Source organism: Microbacterium sp. Marseille-Q6965, assembly GCF_946151065.1.
Taxonomy (GTDB): domain Bacteria; phylum Actinomycetota; class Actinomycetes; order Actinomycetales; family Microbacteriaceae; genus Microbacterium.
This window is the reverse complement of record NZ_CAMGZA010000002.1, coordinates 169,654-186,473: the sequence shown is the minus strand read 5'-3', so window position 1 is coordinate 186,473 and position 16,820 is coordinate 169,654. Positions and strand designations below refer to the sequence as shown.

Below are 16,820 nucleotides of genomic sequence, written 5' to 3'. Positions count from 1 at the left end.
CGCGCTGGCGAGGAAGGGGGTGAACCGAGCCGCAGAAACGCCTCTCGGCGCGTGGTCCGCTCGAAGCGGCAGATGTTGGAGCCCGGGGTTTGCTGCGGCCCGGCCATTCCAGTCTAACGGCCGACGCCGGGAGGTATTCCGGCCGGCCGAGATCTTTTGCACGGCACCGCCGCGACCGACGCGGACGGCAACGGGGGGGGGGGTGCGACGGGCTGACGAACCGCGTCAGGTGAGGAAGTGCGCGGCCGCGGCCCGCGCGATGTAGGCCGCCTCGTCCAGCTCGCCGACGGCGTTGACGTGCCCCACCTTGCGCCCGGGGCGGGGCTCCTTGCCGTACGTGTGGATCCTCGCCGTCGGGTGGTCGGCGATCGCCACGGCGATCCGGTCGGTCATCTGGGCGCCCTGCGGGCCGCCCAGGATGTTCACCATCACGGCCGCCTCCGCGACGGGCGACGGATCGCCCAGCGGCAGGTCGAGCACGGCGCGCAGGTGCTGCTCGAACTGGCTCGTCACGGCGCCGTCCTGCGTCCAGTGCCCGCTGTTGTGGGGCCGCATCGCCAGCTCGTTCACGAGGATCCGCTCGTCGTCGGTCTCGAAGAGCTCGACGGCGAGCATCCCGGTCACGCCGAGCCCCTCCGCGATCTGCGTCGAGAGCCGGGCGGCGACTTCCATGAGCCGCTCGGAGGCGCGCGGCGCCGGGGCGAAGACCTCGCTGCACACGCCGTCGCGCTGCACGGTCTCCACGACGGGGTAGGTGACCATCTGCCCCGAGGGCCGGCGTGCTACCTGCTGCGCCAGCTCGCGCGCGAACGAGACGAGTTCCTCGACGAGGATCGGCTCCCCCGCCGTGTCGGCAAGCCAGTCGGCGGCCTCATCGGCGTTCGAGATCACGCGCACGCCCTTGCCGTCGTAGCCGCCGCGCGGGGTCTTGACGACGGCTCGGCCGCCGTGGTCGTCGAGGAACGCCTGCAACTCGGCCTCGTCGCGCACCGCGGCCCAGTCCGGCTGCGGCGCTCCCAGCTCGGCCAGGCGCGCGCGCATCGCCAGCTTGTCCTGGGCATACTGCAGGGCGTCGGGGCCCGGGTGCACGCTGACCCCTGCGTCCACGAGGGCGCGCAACACCGGTTGCGGCACGTGCTCGTGGTCGAAGGTGATCACGTCGACCTCGCGCGCGAAGGCGAGCACGGCTGCCTCGTCGCGGTAGTCGCCGACCGCGGTGGCGGCCAGCCGTGCGGCCATGCCCTCCGTCTCCGCGAGCACCCGCAGGTCGATCCCCATCTCGACCGCCGGGGCGATCATCATCCGGGCCAGCTGGCCCCCGCCGATCACGCCGACACGCAGCGACATGCTTCCTCCGATCGTCGGTTCCCATCCTCTCACCGCGGGCGGTCGCACGCCGTCACAGACCGGGAGTGGATCCCGTCTGCACGGCGTCGCGGTGCGCGAGGATCTGGTTCACCTCGATCTGATCCGTCAGCACCTCGGCCACCAGCCGCGGGTTCGGGATGTCGGCCAGCACGATCCGGCCCTCCATGCCATCGGCGAGGGTGAGCGTTCCCGTGCCCCACAGCCGCTGCAGCGGCCCCCGGCGGGTGTTGATGGCGTAGCCGCGGGCGTGGGTGAGCTCGGCGCGGGAGCGGGAGAAGAGCCCCCCGGCGGAAATCACCCGTCTCGTGGTGATGGTGTAGCGGTGCGAGAGCCACGCGATCCAGGGGACGACCGCGCCGAGCAGCACGAGCGCGCCGGCCGCCGCGGCGAGCATCCAGTCCTCGAACGGCTCCGGCAGGTTCCCCCACAGATAGCCCGTCGCCCCGGCGACGGCGATGACGAGCAGGGCCGACCAGAACAGCCGGCGCGCGGAGCGGCGTAGGCGTGCCACCACGAGCTCCTCGGGCGCAGGCACGCCCGGCGGCGGAGTGTCGACGCGTCCGGCGATGGTCATTGCTCCAGTCTGCCGCCTGCCGGCGACACCCGACGCGCGAATCTCTGACGCGACTCGGATCGGCAGGCGCCGACCTCCTCGTGCGTGCCGCACCGCGCCTGGGCCGACCGCGACCGGTCCGACCCCGGGCGTACGCTGGCCGACATGGCATGGGAGAGGGCCGAGGCGGCGGGCGCACGGATCGTCGAGGTCGCGTCTGCGGGGTCGACGAACGCGGACCTCGTCGCGACCGCAGGGCGGGGCGAGGCCGGGCACCTCAGCGTGCTGCTCACGCGCGACCAGCGCGCGGGCCGGGGCCGCCTGGACCGGGTGTGGCAGGCGCCGCCGGGCGCCTCGCTCGCTGTCTCGGTGGCGCTGCGGGTCGACGCGATCCCGCTTCCCGCGCGGGGGTGGATCCCGCTGCTCGCCGGCGCGGCCATGGCGTCGGCCGTGGCCGCGCAGCTGCCGGGGCGCGGGGTGGGCGCGAAGTGGCCGAACGACGTGCTCGTAGACGGCCGCAAGATCTGCGGGATCCTCGCCGAGGGCACCGCCGATCCCGCACTGGTGGTGGTGGGGTCGGGCATCAACACGGCGATGACCCCCGCAGAGCTACCCGTCCCGACCGCCACGTCGTTCGCGGCCCTCGGGGCGACGTGCGACGACGACCGGCTGCTCGCCGACTACGTCCGGCACCTCGCGGAAGCGCTGACCAGCCTGGGCGCGGCGCACGGAGATGCCGTCGCCTCGGGTGCGCACGCCGTCGTCTCCCGCGCGTGCGTCACGCTCGGCCAGGAGGTGGCCGTGTCGCTGCCGGACGGATCCGTCGCGCGCGGCCGCGCCGAGGCGCTCGACCCGGCGGGGCGGCTCGTCGTGCGCACCGCAGACGGCGCGCTGGCGGTCTCGGCGGGCGACGTCGTGCACGTCCGCCCCGTGTGAGGCTCGCGCGCCACCGGGCGGGCGATGCTCCTGTCCGCCCTGGACACAGGATCCCGGCAGGCATTGTGTGTGGCCGCCAAGGGCGCGGCGAAGGCCGTCGTTAGGGTGGAACAGTGACCGAACCCGATCTCTCGACGACCGCCGGCAAGATCGCCGACCTCCGCGCCCGCTACGCGGAGGCCGTGACCGAGTCGGAGGAGAAGGCGCGCGAGAAGCAGCACGCCAAGGGCAAGATGACGGCGCGCGAGCGCATCGAGCTGCTCGTCGATCCCGGCAGCTTCGTGGAGTTCGACGAGTACGTGCGCCACCGCACCACCGCCTTCGGCATGGACAAGGCACGGCCGTACGGCGACTCCGTCGTCACGGGCACGGGCACGATCCACGGCCGCAACGTCGCCGTCTACGCGCAGGACTTCTCCACCTTCGGCGGATCGCTCGGCGAGGTCGCCGGCGAGAAGATCGTCAAGATCATGGAGTTCGCGCTGCGCGGCGGCATGCCGATCATCGGCATCCTCGACTCCGGAGGCGCGCGCATCCAGGAGGGCGTCGTCGCACTGGGCAAGTACGGCGAGATCTTCCGGCTCAACACGGCCGCTTCCGGCGTGATCCCGCAGATCTCGATCATCATGGGCCCCGCCGCGGGCGGAGCCGTGTACTCCCCCGCGCTCACCGACTTCGTGATCATGGTCGACAAGACGAGCCAGATGTTCGTCACGGGCCCCGACGTCATCCGTACCGTCACGGGTGAGGACGTCGGCATGGAGGAGCTCGGCGGCGGCTACACGCACAACACCCGTTCGGGAGTGGCGCACTACCTGGCCGAGGACGAGGACGACGCGCTCGATTACGCGCGCACGCTGCTGGGCTTCCTGCCCGACAACAACATGTCGGACCCGCCCGTGTACGAGGCCGGCTTCGAGTTCGAGACCACCGACTCCGATCGCGCACTCAACCGCATCGTGCCCGACTCGCCCAACCAGCCGTACGACATCCACGAGGTCATCTCCCGCGTCGTGGACGGCGGGGAGTTCCTCGAGGTGCAGCCGCTGTTCGCCCCGAACATCGTCGTGGGCTTCGGCCGGGTCGAGGGCCGCACGGTGGGCGTGATCGCGAATCAGCCCTCGCAGATGGCCGGGACCCTCAACATCGACGCGGGCGAGAAGGCCGCCCGGTTCATGCGCTTCTGCGACGCGTTCTCGGTTCCGATCGTCACGCTCGTGGACGTGCCCGGCTATCTGCCGGGCACCGACCAGGAGTGGACCGGCGTCATCCGCCGCGGGGCGAAGCTGCTCTACGCCTACGCCGAGGCCACGGTGCCGCTCGTGACGATCATCCTGCGCAAGGCCTACGGTGGCGCGTACATCGTGATGGGGTCCAAGCAGCTCGGCGCCGACATCAATCTCGCGTGGCCCACCGCCGAGATCGCCGTGATGGGCGGCCAGGGCGCGGTGAACATCCTGTACCGCGGCGAGCTCAAGCGCGCCGAGGAGGCGGGCGAGGACGTCGCCGCCGTGCGGGCGCGCCTCGCCAACGAGTACACGTACAACGTCGCCTCCCCCTTCCTCGCCGCGGAGCGAGGCGAGCTCGACGGCATCATCGAGCCGGCGCAGACCCGGGTGGCGGTCGCCAAGGCGCTGCGCTCGCTCCGCAACAAGCGGGCCGAGCTGCCGCCCAAGAAGCACGGGAACATCCCGCTGTGACCGATCCGCTCGAGACCGAGGCGGTCGCGCTGCCCCGGGTGGAGGTCGTGCGCGGGCGGCCGGACGACCTCGACATCGCGGCACTGGCGGCGGTGATCCCGGCGGCGTATCGTCAGGAGGCGGACGAGGCGACCACCGCCGAGCCCGCGCACGCGGCGTGGACGCGCTCGCGGCGCCTTCGCCGGTCGCCGGCGCTCGGCGCCCGGTGGGGCCGCTTCTCGGGCTGACCGAGTAGAGACCCGGGGAGTTTCTGGGCACCCGCCCGACACCCGATGGGGAGTCTGCCCGCGTAGTTGCGCGGATGTCCCCCAAAGTTCCTACAGACGGCCCGGCTCGCGGCTCGGGATACTTCTTATGGAAACGCAAGAGCGTTCGCCGGTGCGGCGCCCCAGGGTAGGCGACGCAGACCGGCTCCCGCGGACGGTTTTCGGGTAACCGGTCCGCAACTGGCCCGGGGCGGCATCGCCGCCCCGGGCCCCTCTTATTCCGTCCGGACCTCGCGCCGGATCTCCCGCCACAGTTCCACGGCATCGTCCTCCGAGAGGCCGGAGCCCGCGGCACGACGCCCCACCACCGTCACGGCCACCTCCGGGTCGGCCGACGTGCGCACGATGATCCGTGCCGCATCGGTGCCGCGCAGCGTGGCCGCCAGCTCCGACCGCACGCGCTGCAGCTGCGCCTCGGTCAGGTCGTCGAGAAGGTTCTCGTCGAGGATCGTCAGCGCTCCGCCGCGCTCGCGCACGCCACGGATCGCGAGGCGCACCTCGTCGTCGAGCAGGCGCGGGGCGCGCATCTCGTCGCGCAGGGTTCCCTCCGCCAGGCGCGCCCGTAGCCGTTCCGTGTCGTCCAACGACCCGCCGGTCTCGATCACGCGCGTCAGCACGGGGCCGGCCACGAGCAGCGCGAACTGCACGCGCTGTCGCCGCTCGAAGCGGCGCGCCTCCTGCGCCGCCTGCCAGGCGGACGACGCCTGCTGCAGCCTCGCCAGCCGGGCGGTGTCGCGATATGCGCGGTCGGTGAACCACATCAGCAGCTGCGCGAGGGCGACCCACAGCATGGAACCGAGCAACCCGCGCTGCAGCACGAGCGCGATGTCCATCGCCTGCACCGCCTCCACCGCCAGCACGACGATCCCCGCCCAGGCGAACAGCGGTCGCCGGCGCACGCAGATGATCGTGAGCACCATGCCGACCGCCCCGAAGACGCCGGCCGCCGCGAGGTTGTCGATGCGCTCGCCGCTGGCGAGAAACGACAGCGGCGCGGTCAGCGCGCACATCCCCAGCACGGCGCTCGTCACGGGAAAGGGCAGCGGTCGGGGATACACCGGATCCGCACCGCCCGGACGCCGCGGTGCTGCGCCCGGCGCGAGCAGCGCGACGAGCGCCGCGCTCAGCCAGATGGCCACCGCGACGGACTGCAGCGCCGGCGACGGCGATTGCGGGATCCAGATGGCCCCGCGGAGCAGGAAGTACGCCGTCACGGCGAAGACGAGCCCGTAGAGCACCCGACGGACCGTCACGACGATCCCTCCTCGCGCTGCCAGGACACGGTCACCGTCGTGCCGTGCGGTCCGGTGCGGATGTCGGCGCTGCCGCCCACGGCGGACATGCGGGCGATGATGGATCCCCGGATGCCGAGGCGGTCGGCCGCGATGGCATCGAAGTCGACCCCGGGTCCCTCGTCCTCGACCCACGCCTCCGCGCCGTTCGCGTCGGCACGCAGCCCCACGGCAAGCCCGACGGCGTCGGCGTGCTGCACGGCGTTCGCCAGCGCCTGCGTCGCTGCGAGGGTGATGGCGCGCGCGGGACGCCCCGGGATCGGCATCGCGTCACCCGCGATCGTGCGTGCCACGCGGAGCTCGATGCCGAGCTCCGCCGCGCGGCGCTCCAGCTCGGCGGCGATCCACTCCGCGGGAACCTCCTCGTCGCTGCCCTCCGGGTCGTCGTTCTCGGCGTTCGCGAGCCGGCTCAGCGCCTCCCTCGCCATCGCCACCGCCAGTTCGCGGGCGCGGGGCGTGTCGGCGCGCTCGGCCGCCAGCAGCGCCGCGAGCACGCTGTCGTGCATGAGCGCCGCGATCTCCACGCGCTCGCTCTCGGCGGCCTCCGCCACGCTGGCCGCCGTGAAGGTCTCGACCACCTGGGCCCGCGCCTCGTCCACCCCGCCGGCGATGCCGCGGTACATCCATGCGAGCACCACCACGAGGACGGCCAGCAGCAGGGCGATGGAGACGTCGTAAAGCGTCGACTCCCACGCCTCGACCGACCACCCGCCGCGGATGAGGCGGATGTTCGCGTACAGCCAGTGCAGTCCGCCGACCAGCACGATCTGCCACCTCAGCGGGAAGACGACGACCCCCGCCGCCGAGGCGACGGTGAGCAGGTAGAACGGCGCGGGCTGAACGGGCGGATCGGAGACCGTCGCGTCCGTCAGCGCCCAGACGACGAGCACGACGGGGAACAGCAGCGCGAAGGCCCCGGCCGCGGCGCAGGCGCCGAACCCCGACAGGCAGGCGGCGATCATGACCGCGAGGGGCACGTAGAACGCCGCGAGCAGCAGCGGCTCGTTGGGGACGTCGTCGGTCAGCTCGACGATGAGCGCCTGCGTGCCCTGCACCGCCCCGGCGATGCCGGTGAGCACCTGCAGGATGCGCTCGAAGCGCGCGCGCGTGAAGCGTCCGGGCGTCTCACGGGAGGACGACACCTGCGGGACGTGCCGCCAGGCCTCCTCGACGACGCTCTGGCTATCGGGCACCGGGTTCCCCGGCCGGATCGACCAGCCCGTCCTCCATGGCGCGCTTGAGGAGATCCACCTTCGTCGGAGCGGGCCGCCCCACCTCGGTGTACTTCACGCGCACCCGCGTGATGTTCTCCTTCGCCGTCGAGTACGCCACCCCCAGCCGGTCGGCGACGACCTTCAGCGGCAGGCCCGCGGCGTACAGCCGCAGCACCTCGCGCTCGCGGCTGGACAGCTGCGCATCGGCGAATGCGCGGTCGCCCTCCACGGCGCTGGCCCACTCCACGTTGTTGAGGGGTTCGCCGCGCGCGGCCGCGCCGATCGCGTCGATCACCTCGTCGATGGGCGACGACTTGCTGACCACCCCGACCGCCCCGGCGGCGAGCGCCTCACGCACGGCCGCGGGACGATCCGCGACGGAGTGGATGATGACGGCCGAATCGACCGCCAGCCGCACGACGTTCTCGGTCACGGTGGTCCCGTCGCCGAGGGTGAGGTCCAGCAGCACGACGTCGGGCGAGGGCCAGCCCTCGGCGGTGCGACGGGCGAGATACTCCGACACGGTCGCGCCGCTGAACACGACCTCCTGATCGGCACGGCGGATCGCCGCCTCCAGTCCGAGGCGGACGGACTCGTGATCGTCCACGAGGGCCACGCGGATCATGTTCGAAGCCTATGACATCCGCCGGCGCCACCCGCGTGCCGCCGGTCCGCCGGTCCTCTCAGCGTGCGAGGACGGCGACCGCCTCGACGTGGTGCGAGTGCGGGAACAGGTCGAAGGCGTCCAGAGAGGCCAGCTCGTACCCCAGCTCCCGGAACCAGCCCACGTCGCGCGCGAGCGCGACGGGATCGCACGCGACGTAGGCGATCCGCGACGGACCGAGGTCCGCCACGCGACCGACCACCTCGCGCCCCGCTCCCGAACGCGGGGGGTCGAGCAGCGTCACGCCGCGGGTGAGCATCTCGCGGTCGAGGAGGCTCGCCTGGGCGTCGAGGCGCGACAGGAAGCGGTCCACGCGCATGTTCACCGCCTCGACGCCGAGATCGGCGACGTTGTCCTCGGCGTGCGCCGAGGCGCGCTCGTCCGCCTCGACGGTCGTGATCCGTGCGGGGCCGGCCAGCTCGCCGAGCGCGGCGGCGAACAGGCCGACTCCCCCGTAGAGGTCGAGGTGCCAGGCGTCGCTCGACAGCTCGCCGAGCGCGTCGCGCACGGCGCGGTCGAGCGTGGCGGCGGCGGCGCGGTGCACCTGCCAGAACCCGCCCGCGTCGACATGGAACTCGCGCTCGCCGACGAACTCGGCGACCACCTCGGGCTCCGGGCGCGGCGCGCGCCGGTCCTTCCGGGCGGGGCGGCGGATGGTGCGCACGACACCGTCGGCGGGCAGCACGAGGTCGAGGCGACCCGGGGGCGCCTTGCGCACCGCGAGGGCGACCTCCGCCACGCGTGGGGACGCCAGCGGGTGCTCGTCCACCTCGATGACGCGGTGCGAGCGCGCGGCGTACGGCCCGATCCGGCCGTCGTCGTCGACGTGCAGACTGAGCCGCGTGCGGTAGCCGGTGCCGTCGAGGGTCGCGGCGGCGTCGGCGTGGTCGGCGCCGAGCACCGCCTCCGGTCCGCGCACCGGCACATCGATCTCGAGCCCCGCGAAGCGCTCGAACGCCTCACGCAGCACACGCGCCTTGAGCTCACGCTGCGCCGACAGCGCCAGGTGGCCGAGGTCGGCGCCGCCCGGTCGCTCGTCGGCGGCCACCGTGACGTCGGCCTGCGGCCACACATGCGGCACGCGGTCGGGCGAGGCCTCGAGCACCTCGGTCGTCACGGCGCGCGCGAACGACTTCTTGACCTCGGTGACCTGGGCTCGCACGCGCTCGCCGGGCGCCGTGTCCGAGACGAACACCACGCGGCCGGGGCCATCGCCCCCGGCGCCGTGGCGCGCCACGAAGACGCCGCCGTGGGCAACGCCCGTGATCTCCAGCTCGACAAGCTCTCCCGGTTCCATGCGTCCATCGTCCCATCCGCGCATCACCGGCGCCTGAGCGACCGTTACGGCTCCGTGACAGCCCGGTCACGCGACCGACGCGTCGAGCGCCTATCCTCGACCCCATGCGCCCCGAGGCCCACCCGATCCGCACGGTGCTCGTCCTGCTCGCCGCCGTGGCCACCGTCGTGCTCGCGGCCACCCTCATCGTCACGCGGCCGCGCACCGCCCCGAGCGAGGCCAAGCCCGTCGCCGCCGAGTCGGTCTTCGTCGAGGCCGGTCAGGACGCCGCCGCGCGCGTGCTCGTGCTCGGGGACTCGTGGACCTACGGCGCCGCGGCCACCCGCCCCGAGCTGGGCTACGCGCACCGCCTGGCGAGCGTGGCGGGATGGGACATGGTCATCGACGGCGAGCCCGGCAGCGGCTACCTCAAGAAGGGCTGGTACGGCACCACCTTCGGCGAGCGCATCGCCGCCCTCGACCCCGCGCTCGACCCCGATGTCGTCGTCGTGCAGGGCTCGATCAACGACCGTCGTCTGCCCGCCACCGGCTATCGAGAGGCGGCCTCTGACGCGTGGGATGCCCTCGCCGCGACCTACCCGGAGGCGCGGATCGTGGTCCTCGGCCCCGCACCGCAGGTGCTGCCGGTGGAGCCCGCGACGGCGCGGATCGACCGGGACCTCGCCGACCTCGCCGCCCAGCGCGGCTGGCCGTACGTCTCGCCCATCGGCGAGAACTGGATCACGGACGAGAACTACCTCGAGGTGATCGACACCTCAGAGCGCGGCGCGAACCACCCCTCCGACGCCGGCCACGCCTACCTCGCCGAGAAGGTGGCGGCCGCCGTGCGGCCGTACGCGCCGCCCATCACGGTCGAGGCCGTCGACGAGCAGCCGGAGCCGCTCACCGGCGAATGAGGCGCCGCCGCCGGGTCGGCGCCCCCACGACCCACGGCGCCTCCACCCGCCGCTCCGCGACGCGCGGAGCCTCTCGCGCCGCGGGTACCCGGCTGTTGAAACCCATACAAGACAGAAGGACCCACCCTCACGGGCGGGTCCTTCTGTCTTGGCGCCCCCACGACCCACGGCGCCTCCACCCGCCGCTCCGCGACGCGCGGAGCCTCTCGCGCCGCGGGTACCCGGCTGTTGAAACCCATACAAGACAGAAGGACCCACCCTCACGGGCGGGTCCTTCTGTCTTGGCGCCCCCAACAGGATTCGAACCTGCGACCTTTGGTACCGGAAACCAACGCTCTATCCCCTGAGCTATGGAGGCTCAACGAGAATACCAGCCGGGGAGGGTGCTTCCGTCCCGATACCCTGGAGCGGATGAGCACGCGCGCCGTGGAGACCCGCCCGGAAGGGGTGCTCCTCGCCGGCTGGCGCGTCATCGCCGACGCGGGGCGGCTCATCGCGCACCACGGGGCCGCGCTCCTCCTGCTCGCGCTCGCTGGCGTGATCTCGCGCCACTATCTGCTGCTGTGGGCGGTGGACGCGTCGCTCATCTCGGGCGTCCTCGGCCGGCTGGTGATGTCGCTGGTGGTCTTCGTCCAGTTGGTCACCATCGTGGGCGCCCTCCTCGTGATGCGCACGCGCGCATCGAGCGGACGGCCGCTCTCCGACCTGCTGATCGCCAGCGCCGCCGTGATCCTTCCCTTCCTCGTCATCTACGAGCACTACGGCTTCCTCTACGAGGACACCCTGACCATGGGTATCGGCGTCGCGTACAGCGTGATCGACGGCGAGGGCGACGTGACATCGCGTCTGGCCGGCAACACGACGTTCGACGTGCTCGCGACGGCCGCCGTGGCGTTCGGCATCGCGCGAGGGCTCACCCTCGTGGTGCGCCGGCTGCCGGCGGACCGGGAGCGCACCCGCGCCGTGCTGCGCCTCGTGGTCGGATATGCCGAGGTCGTGTGGATCTTCCTCAGCGCCACGATCGTCCGCGAGGGCACACTGGGGTTCGGCGACTGGTGGCACTCCACCCGCCTCGGCGCCGCCCTGGACCGCTGGTGGCTCAGCGTCGAGCTGCACGTGCCCGCCCTCGCCGGCACGCTCGAGGGGCTCTGGACCGCCGCCCTCGCCGTCGCTGCCGCGGCCATCATCGGTTTCGTGGTGCCGCTGGCGTGGCTCGCGCTCGGCACGCTGATCTACGGCGCGCAGGCGCGCCCCCTCATCACCGCGGCCGGTCTCAAGGCGCGCGCGGCTCGCATCGTCGGCCAGGTGCGGGAGATCTGGATCGACCGGGCGCTCGACCTCGCCACCGACCCGGAGCGCCGATTCGGCGGCGCGGTCGGTGCGGTGATCCTCGTGCTGCGCGCCGGCTGGGCGCCCGTGCTCGTGTTCTGCCTGGCCTTCCTCGTCGCCGACCGTGCGGGCTGGGTGCTCGGCGAGCTGGCCCGGGCGCTGCTCGCCTGGCAGCCCAATGCGGTCTGGTTCGCGTGGGACGCGCCCCTCGACGTGCTCGGCACCGTCGTGCAGCGGGTGCTCACCCTCGCGCTGGTCGCCTCGGCCGTCGACGCCCTGTTGCGCGGGTTGGGCGCCGCGCCCGCGCTCCGCCTGCCGGCGCCGGGTTACCGATCCGTCAGCTCGAAGCGGTAGAACTCGGGCGAGAAGGTCCAACCGAGCGGGTCGACGATCTCGACCCGAGCGGGCTCGGCGTCGTCGGGCAGCACGAACAGCGTCTCGAGCCGCGGATCGTCCTGCACGCCGCAGTCCAGCTCGGCGGCGTTCCACCCGGTCAGGTCCACGGCATCGCCGTCGACGGGCGTGAAGACCCGTCCCGCCGCGTCGACGACCCGCGGCGCGCAGGACACGGCGTCGCCCGCGCTCGTCTCGACGTCGATCACCAGCCGCCAGGCGGCGTACCCGTCCGGCGCGACCCATACCGCGCCGTACTCGTCCGTCACGACGTGCTCCCGGGAGAGCGACGCCAGGCGGACGGACGATTCACCGATCGTCGCCCAGCCGTCCGCGCCGGGTGCGACGGCCACGCGCGGCTCGGTGGCGAAGTACCCCTCCCGGGCGTCCTCGGCGGCGATCCAGGTCGTCGCCGCGAGCGCGGCGACGAGCCCGAGCCCGGTGAGCGCGACCGAGAGCGGGCGCCTCACGGGAGCTCCTCCCGCTCCGGCTGCGTGACCGTCAGCACGCTCTCCTCCTGCTCGATCGGCACGCGGATCGCCGTCTCCTGCCGGTAGCGGTCCACGGTCATCACGATCGTCGCCTCCGAGAGCTCCACATCCGGGGCCACCTCGAAGACGACGGGCCCGCGCAACGACATGCCGGGCTGCGCCTGCGGCAGGTCGACGTCCACGCGATCCGTCGCCTCGAACCGGCGGCCGGCGGTGTCCTCGAGCCACCAGGAGAGATCGTCGATGGGGCCCGAGCGCCCCTGCAGCGAGACCTCGACGACGATCCACCGGCCGCGCGTCTCGAGGCGCTCGCCGTCGACCTCGACGCTCTCGGCGGCCGCGGCGCCGTGCACCGTGACGGTGCCCTGGCCGATCGGCACGACGGATCCCTCGCCGCCGGGCAGCACGATCGGCCGATCGACAGGCAGATCCGTATCGATCCGATCCGCGAGCAGCCCGCCTCCGACCACGGCGACGGCAAGCAGCGCCACGGTGACGCGAGACCTCATTCGTCGTCGCCTTCCAGGACGGCGGGGACGCGATCGGTGTAGGGGATCGTCATGCGGGCCACCGGGGCGATATCGCCCCAGTGCCACTCGTCCGCGGACGGGCTGTAGATCCAGCGGGTCTCGAGCGCCTCGACCTCCAGCCGGTCGGCGGGGGCGTCGGCGGCATCGGCGAGCGGCCAGAGATAGGCGATCTCGACGGGCAGACCCGGGTGCAACTGCGGCGAGCGCCGCCCGTCATCGAGCGCGATGACGGAGGTGGCGTCCGGGGCGGGGTCGTCGTCGCCGCCGAGCGCGAGCCCGGCGGGCAGCTCGACGATCTGCCGGGGGAACACGAGGGTCGCGGCGTCGACCGACACGACCGTGGCACGGACCACGAGCCACGCCGACGCGCCCTCGGGAAGGGACGAGGCGTCGGAGGTCGTGACGGTGTAGTCGTGGATCGTCGCGACGACCTGACCGTGATCGTGCGGCTCCCCCGCCGGCCACTGCGGGCGTACCCGCGCGTCGGCCGTGGCGAAACCGCCCAGCGCCGCCACGGCGGCCACCACCGTCACCAGGATCGCGGCGGCGATCCAGACCGGGCGCGGCACGCGCGCCAGCGCCGCGCCGGCGCGTCCCCCGCTCCCCCTCGTCACACCCCCAGCCTACGGAAGCCGGGGGCTTACGCCGGATCCCGCCCCGGCGCTACGCTCGCGGCATTCGGCCCGCCGCCCTCGGAAGGAGGCGTCATGCGCCCCAGCGAGCGTCCCGCGCGGGCCGAGCCGAGCGCCGAGAGCGCCCGGAGCCGGGGGACCGCGGCGATCCTGTGGAAGTTCGGCGTGATGCTGGCGCTGGCCGTCGCGATCGCCCTGGCGCCCACGCCGGAGGGTGTCGACGAGCGGGGCATGCTGATGCTCGGCATCTTCGTCGCCACGATCGTCGGACTCATCCTGCAGCCGCTGCCCACCCCGGCGGTGTCGCTCGTCGGCCTGGCCGCCGCCATGATCACCGGCGCCATGGGCATGACGCCGGTGCGGGTGGATGTGGCGGGCGGCGGCACGGCCAGCCTTCCGATCGAGGCGCTGGCGGGGTTCGCCAACACCACCGTCCTGCTCATCGTCGCGGCGTTCTTCATCTCCGACGGCTTCCTGCTCACCGGGCTCGGTCGGCGCATCGCGCTGCTGTTCATCCGCGTGCTCGGCAGGACGCCGCTCGGCATCGCGTACGGCATGGCGGCCACCGACCTCGCCCTCGCCCCCGCCACCCCGTCGAACACCGCGCGCGCCGGCGGCGTCGTGTACCCCATCATCCGATCGATCGCGGAGGTGCAGGGGTCCACCCCGGAGTCCGACGAGTCGCGCACGAAGGTCGGCGCGTATCTGACGTTCACGGCCGCGATCGTCAACACGATCACGAGCGCCATGTTCATCACCGCCATGGCGGGCAACCCGCAGGCGGTGTCGCAGGCGGCGGCACTGGGCATCGACGTGACGTGGGGCGGATGGGCCCTCGCGGCGCTCGTGCCCGGGGCGCTGAGTCTGCTTGCCGTGCCCTGGGTGATGTCGAAGATCTACGCCCCGACGACGAGGGCCACGCCCGAGGCGCCGCGGATGGCGCGGGATGAGCTGGCGCAGATGGGCCGGCTGTCCTTCGGCGAGACGGTGATGATCTTCACCTTCGTGCTGCTGCTCGTGCTCTGGATCTTCGGGCCGGCCCTCTCGACGGCGCTCAACGCCGCCCTCGGCACACGCCTTCAGCTCGATGCCACCACGGCGGCCTTCGTCGGCATCGCCGTCATGCTCGTCACGCGCGTGCTGACGTGGAAGGACATGGCGCGCAACGCCTCGGCGTGGAACACCTTCATCTTCTTCGCGGTGCTCGTCGGCATGGCCGAGCACCTCAACCGGCTCGGAGTCATCGGATGGATCGGCGAGGTCGTCAGCGGCCTCGTCGGCGGCATGCCGTGGCTGGTGGCCTTCGCGATCCTCACCCTGGTGTACTTCTACGCGCACTACCTCTTCGCCTCCAATACCGCGCAGATCGTGGCCATGTACGGGGTCTTCCTGGGCGCCGCCGTCGCCGCCGGCGCCCCGCCGCTCTTCGCCGCGCTCGTCTTCGGCTTCATCGGCAACCTCTTCGGTGCGCTTTCGCACTATGCCTCCGGCCCCTCCGGCGTCATCTACGGCTCGGGCTACGTCAAGGTGGGCGAGTGGTTCCGCACGGGCTTCATCATGTCGATCGTCGTGATCCTCATCTGGACGCTTGCGGGCGGGGCATGGATGGCGCTGCTGGGCCTCTGGGAGGGGGCCGCGCCGCCGTTCGGATGAACGCCGGCCTCTGGAGCGCGGACGGGGCGGGGCGGCGTCGTTGCTACGGTGGGAGCGGGATCCGATCCGGATCCTGCGGACGAGGGAGCTGTACCCGCATCACGACAAGACGGCCACGGAAGGAGTGGTGCACGCCATGGCGTGGCTCGTCTTGATCCTCTCCGGCATGCTCGAGGCCGTCTGGGCCTCCGCGTTGTCGGCGTCCGAGGGCTTCCGCAAGTGGAAGCCCACCGTCCTCTTCGCCCTCTCGATGACCGCCAGCATGGCCGGGCTGGCATGGGCGATGACATCGCTTCCCACGGGCACGGCGTATGCCGTGTGGGTGGGCGTCGGGGCGACGCTCACGGTCGCGTGGGCGATCGTCACCAAGCGCGAGCGGGCCGGCGTCGCCCGCGTGCTCCTGCTCGTGCTGCTCGTCACCTCGATCGTCGGGCTGAAGGCGGTGAGCTGAGTGGCGTGGTTCGTCCTGCTCCTCAGCGCCGTCGCCGAGGCCGTGTGGGCGACGGCCCTTGGGCTTTCGGACGGGCTGAGGCACACCACCCCGACGGTGGTCTTCCTCGTCGCCCTCACCCTCAGCATGCTCGGGCTCGGCTACGCCGCGAAGCAGATCCCGATCGGCACCGCCTATCCCGTGTGGGTCGGCGTCGGCGCCACCCTCACGGTCGCCTACGCCATGGCCACGGGCGCCGAGAGCGTCTCGCCGTGGAAGATCGTCTTCATCCTCGGCGTCGTCGGCTCCGTCGTGGGACTGAAGCTGATCCCCCAGGAGAAGCCGCGGCACGCCCGGTCGGACGACACCGGCTGACCCGCCGCCGTCAGGCCGGCGCCGCGAAGGAGAGGGTGTTCCACGCGCCGGGGCGCGCGAGCTCGGCGTACCGCACGTCGGCGGCGCCCTCCGCGACCGACGCCACGCATGCGAGCAGCGACATCGTCGGGTAGCCGTGGGGGCGGTTGTCTCGGATGATGGACCGATCGTCGCGCGGATCGAGCGCGGCCGACCGGGCGAGCACGCCCGCCCACGCATCCCACCACGGCTCCCCCTCCGTCGCTGCGTCCGCGAACGCGTCGCGCCACGCCGCGATGCGGGCGGTGGCGGGATCGTCGGGCTCATCGTGGGCGACCATGTGCGTACCGGGGGCTAGCGCGCGGCGCCGCAGCTCCGCGCCGTCCCACGTGGTCACCGCGGCGGCCCCGCCGTCGATCTCGACGAGGTGAAACCCGCGCGTGCGCGGTCCCGACGGTGCACGGCCGGCCACGGCGTCGAGCGCGATCGCGCCGCGCGACTCGATCCGTTCCGCGGGCAGATCCGGCTCGCCGGCGCGGTTCACGATGACCGCCACCCGACCGTCCGCCGGTCGCGCGGCGAGCCAGGCGCCGCCCGCGAGCCGGTCGCGCACCCCGACGGTTCCCGGACGGTCGGGCCACCAGGATCCGAGCGGATCCCACGCCCGCGCCGGGTCCTCGTCACGCACGGCGAGCATGCGCACGGGCTCGCCCGTGCCCTCCGGGACGCGGATCACGACGGTGCACACGGCCTCCAGCCTATGCAGGCCGCGCCGCCGGGGGCTTCGCGATGCGCGCGGACCGCGGATGCGAGAGGGTGGAG

At 73.0% G+C, this 16,820-nt stretch carries 18 protein-coding genes, 1 tRNA gene and 1 riboswitch; of the genes, 8 read left to right on the top strand and 11 right to left on the bottom strand.

Features of this window, described 5'->3' with window-relative positions; all coding sequences use genetic code 11:
* Positions 1-225 precede the first annotated feature (225 nt).
* Positions 226-1,347 carry a 5-(carboxyamino)imidazole ribonucleotide synthase gene (locus tag N8N77_RS07385; protein ID WP_261165900.1) on the bottom strand — a complete coding sequence of 374 codons (1,122 nt, stop codon included), beginning with the start codon at positions 1,345-1,347 and terminating at the stop codon, positions 226-228.
* A 52-nt stretch (positions 1,348-1,399) separates the two neighbouring features.
* The gene (locus N8N77_RS07380; RefSeq protein ID WP_261165898.1) at positions 1,400-1,942 is read right to left on the bottom strand and encodes a PH domain-containing protein; all 543 of its coding nucleotides are present in this window, start codon (positions 1,940-1,942) and stop codon (positions 1,400-1,402) included.
* Between the two features lie 144 nt (positions 1,943-2,086).
* Here N8N77_RS07380 and N8N77_RS07375 point away from each other — a divergent pair, with 144 nt between their 5' ends.
* The 3 genes from N8N77_RS07375 to N8N77_RS07365 all read left to right on the top strand — a co-directional run bounded on the left by N8N77_RS07375 (position 2,087) and on the right by N8N77_RS07365 (position 4,784).
* Positions 2,087-2,857, top strand: a complete 771-nt coding sequence (locus tag N8N77_RS07375) for a biotin--[acetyl-CoA-carboxylase] ligase (RefSeq protein WP_261165896.1) — start codon at positions 2,087-2,089, stop codon at positions 2,855-2,857.
* A gap of 113 nt (positions 2,858-2,970) precedes the next feature.
* The gene (locus N8N77_RS07370) at positions 2,971-4,557 is read left to right on the top strand and encodes an acyl-CoA carboxylase subunit beta (protein ID WP_261165894.1); all 1,587 of its coding nucleotides are present in this window, start codon (positions 2,971-2,973) and stop codon (positions 4,555-4,557) included.
* Positions 4,554-4,784: an acyl-CoA carboxylase epsilon subunit gene (locus tag N8N77_RS07365; protein ID WP_261165892.1), complete on the top strand. Its 231-nt coding sequence runs from the start codon at positions 4,554-4,556 to the stop codon at positions 4,782-4,784. The genes N8N77_RS07370 and N8N77_RS07365 overlap by 4 nt, the downstream gene beginning before the upstream one ends.
* Before the next feature lie 254 nt (positions 4,785-5,038).
* Here the strand turns inward: N8N77_RS07365 and N8N77_RS07360 are convergent, their stop codons facing one another.
* From N8N77_RS07360 to N8N77_RS07345, 4 genes are read right to left on the bottom strand one after another with little or no spacing between them, the layout of a single operon-like run.
* Complete coding sequence (locus N8N77_RS07360; RefSeq protein WP_261165891.1) at positions 5,039-6,076, bottom strand: hypothetical protein; 1,038 nt, start codon at positions 6,074-6,076, stop codon at positions 5,039-5,041.
* On the bottom strand, positions 6,073-7,308 hold the full coding sequence (locus N8N77_RS07355) for a sensor histidine kinase (RefSeq protein ID WP_261165890.1): 1,236 nt from the start codon (positions 7,306-7,308) through the stop codon (positions 6,073-6,075). Before N8N77_RS07355 ends, N8N77_RS07360 begins: the two co-directional genes overlap by 4 nt.
* Complete coding sequence (locus N8N77_RS07350) at positions 7,298-7,954, bottom strand: response regulator transcription factor (RefSeq protein ID WP_261165889.1); 657 nt, start codon at positions 7,952-7,954, stop codon at positions 7,298-7,300. Before N8N77_RS07350 ends, N8N77_RS07355 begins: the two co-directional genes overlap by 11 nt.
* A 58-nt stretch (positions 7,955-8,012) precedes the next feature.
* The gene (locus tag N8N77_RS07345) at positions 8,013-9,290 is read right to left on the bottom strand and encodes a class I SAM-dependent RNA methyltransferase (RefSeq protein ID WP_261165887.1); all 1,278 of its coding nucleotides are present in this window, start codon (positions 9,288-9,290) and stop codon (positions 8,013-8,015) included.
* Between the two features lie 104 nt (positions 9,291-9,394).
* On the opposite strand from N8N77_RS07345, the gene N8N77_RS07340 reads away from it, so the two are divergent.
* Entirely contained in the window at positions 9,395-10,186 is a 792-nt protein-coding gene (locus tag N8N77_RS07340) for an SGNH/GDSL hydrolase family protein (RefSeq protein ID WP_261165886.1), read from the top strand.
* A gap of 282 nt (positions 10,187-10,468) precedes the next feature.
* On the opposite strand, the gene N8N77_RS07335 is transcribed toward N8N77_RS07340, so the two are convergent.
* Positions 10,469-10,544 (bottom strand) — tRNA-Arg (locus tag N8N77_RS07335).
* Between the two features lie 53 nt (positions 10,545-10,597).
* On the opposite strand from N8N77_RS07335, the gene N8N77_RS07330 reads away from it, so the two are divergent.
* Positions 10,598-11,869, top strand: coding sequence for a hypothetical protein (locus tag N8N77_RS07330; RefSeq protein WP_261165884.1), 1,272 nt, complete (start codon positions 10,598-10,600; stop codon positions 11,867-11,869).
* On the opposite strand, the gene N8N77_RS07325 is transcribed toward N8N77_RS07330, so the two are convergent.
* The 3 genes from N8N77_RS07325 to N8N77_RS07315 are packed head-to-tail and all read right to left on the bottom strand — an operon-like array spanning position 11,842 to position 13,543.
* Positions 11,842-12,378 carry a hypothetical protein gene (locus tag N8N77_RS07325; RefSeq protein WP_261165882.1) on the bottom strand — a complete coding sequence of 179 codons (537 nt, stop codon included), beginning with the start codon at positions 12,376-12,378 and terminating at the stop codon, positions 11,842-11,844. The genes N8N77_RS07330 and N8N77_RS07325 overlap by 28 nt on opposite strands.
* Entirely contained in the window at positions 12,375-12,908 is a 534-nt protein-coding gene (locus tag N8N77_RS07320; RefSeq protein ID WP_261165880.1) for a DUF4352 domain-containing protein, read from the bottom strand. Before N8N77_RS07320 ends, N8N77_RS07325 begins: the two co-directional genes overlap by 4 nt.
* The gene (locus tag N8N77_RS07315) at positions 12,905-13,543 is read right to left on the bottom strand and encodes a hypothetical protein (protein ID WP_261165878.1); all 639 of its coding nucleotides are present in this window, start codon (positions 13,541-13,543) and stop codon (positions 12,905-12,907) included. The genes N8N77_RS07320 and N8N77_RS07315 overlap by 4 nt, the downstream gene beginning before the upstream one ends.
* Positions 13,544-13,636: 93 nt before the next feature.
* Here N8N77_RS07315 and N8N77_RS07310 point away from each other — a divergent pair, with 93 nt between their 5' ends.
* The 3 genes from N8N77_RS07310 to N8N77_RS07300 all read left to right on the top strand — a co-directional run bounded on the left by N8N77_RS07310 (position 13,637) and on the right by N8N77_RS07300 (position 16,019).
* Positions 13,637-15,214 (top strand): anion permease, encoded by a 1,578-nt coding sequence (locus N8N77_RS07310; protein WP_261165877.1) that lies wholly within the window; start codon positions 13,637-13,639, stop codon positions 15,212-15,214.
* A gap of 53 nt (positions 15,215-15,267) precedes the next feature.
* Positions 15,268-15,334, top strand: a riboswitch (guanidine-III (ykkC-III) riboswitch).
* 16 nt (positions 15,335-15,350) lie between these two features.
* Positions 15,351-15,665, top strand: coding sequence for a multidrug efflux SMR transporter (locus N8N77_RS07305; RefSeq protein WP_261165875.1), 315 nt, complete (start codon positions 15,351-15,353; stop codon positions 15,663-15,665).
* Positions 15,666-16,019, top strand: coding sequence for a multidrug efflux SMR transporter (locus tag N8N77_RS07300; protein ID WP_261165873.1), 354 nt, complete (start codon positions 15,666-15,668; stop codon positions 16,017-16,019).
* 10 nt (positions 16,020-16,029) lie between these two features.
* Here the strand turns inward: N8N77_RS07300 and N8N77_RS07295 are convergent, their stop codons facing one another.
* On the bottom strand, positions 16,030-16,746 hold the full coding sequence (locus N8N77_RS07295) for an NRDE family protein (RefSeq protein WP_261165872.1): 717 nt from the start codon (positions 16,744-16,746) through the stop codon (positions 16,030-16,032).
* Positions 16,747-16,820 lie beyond the last annotated feature (74 nt).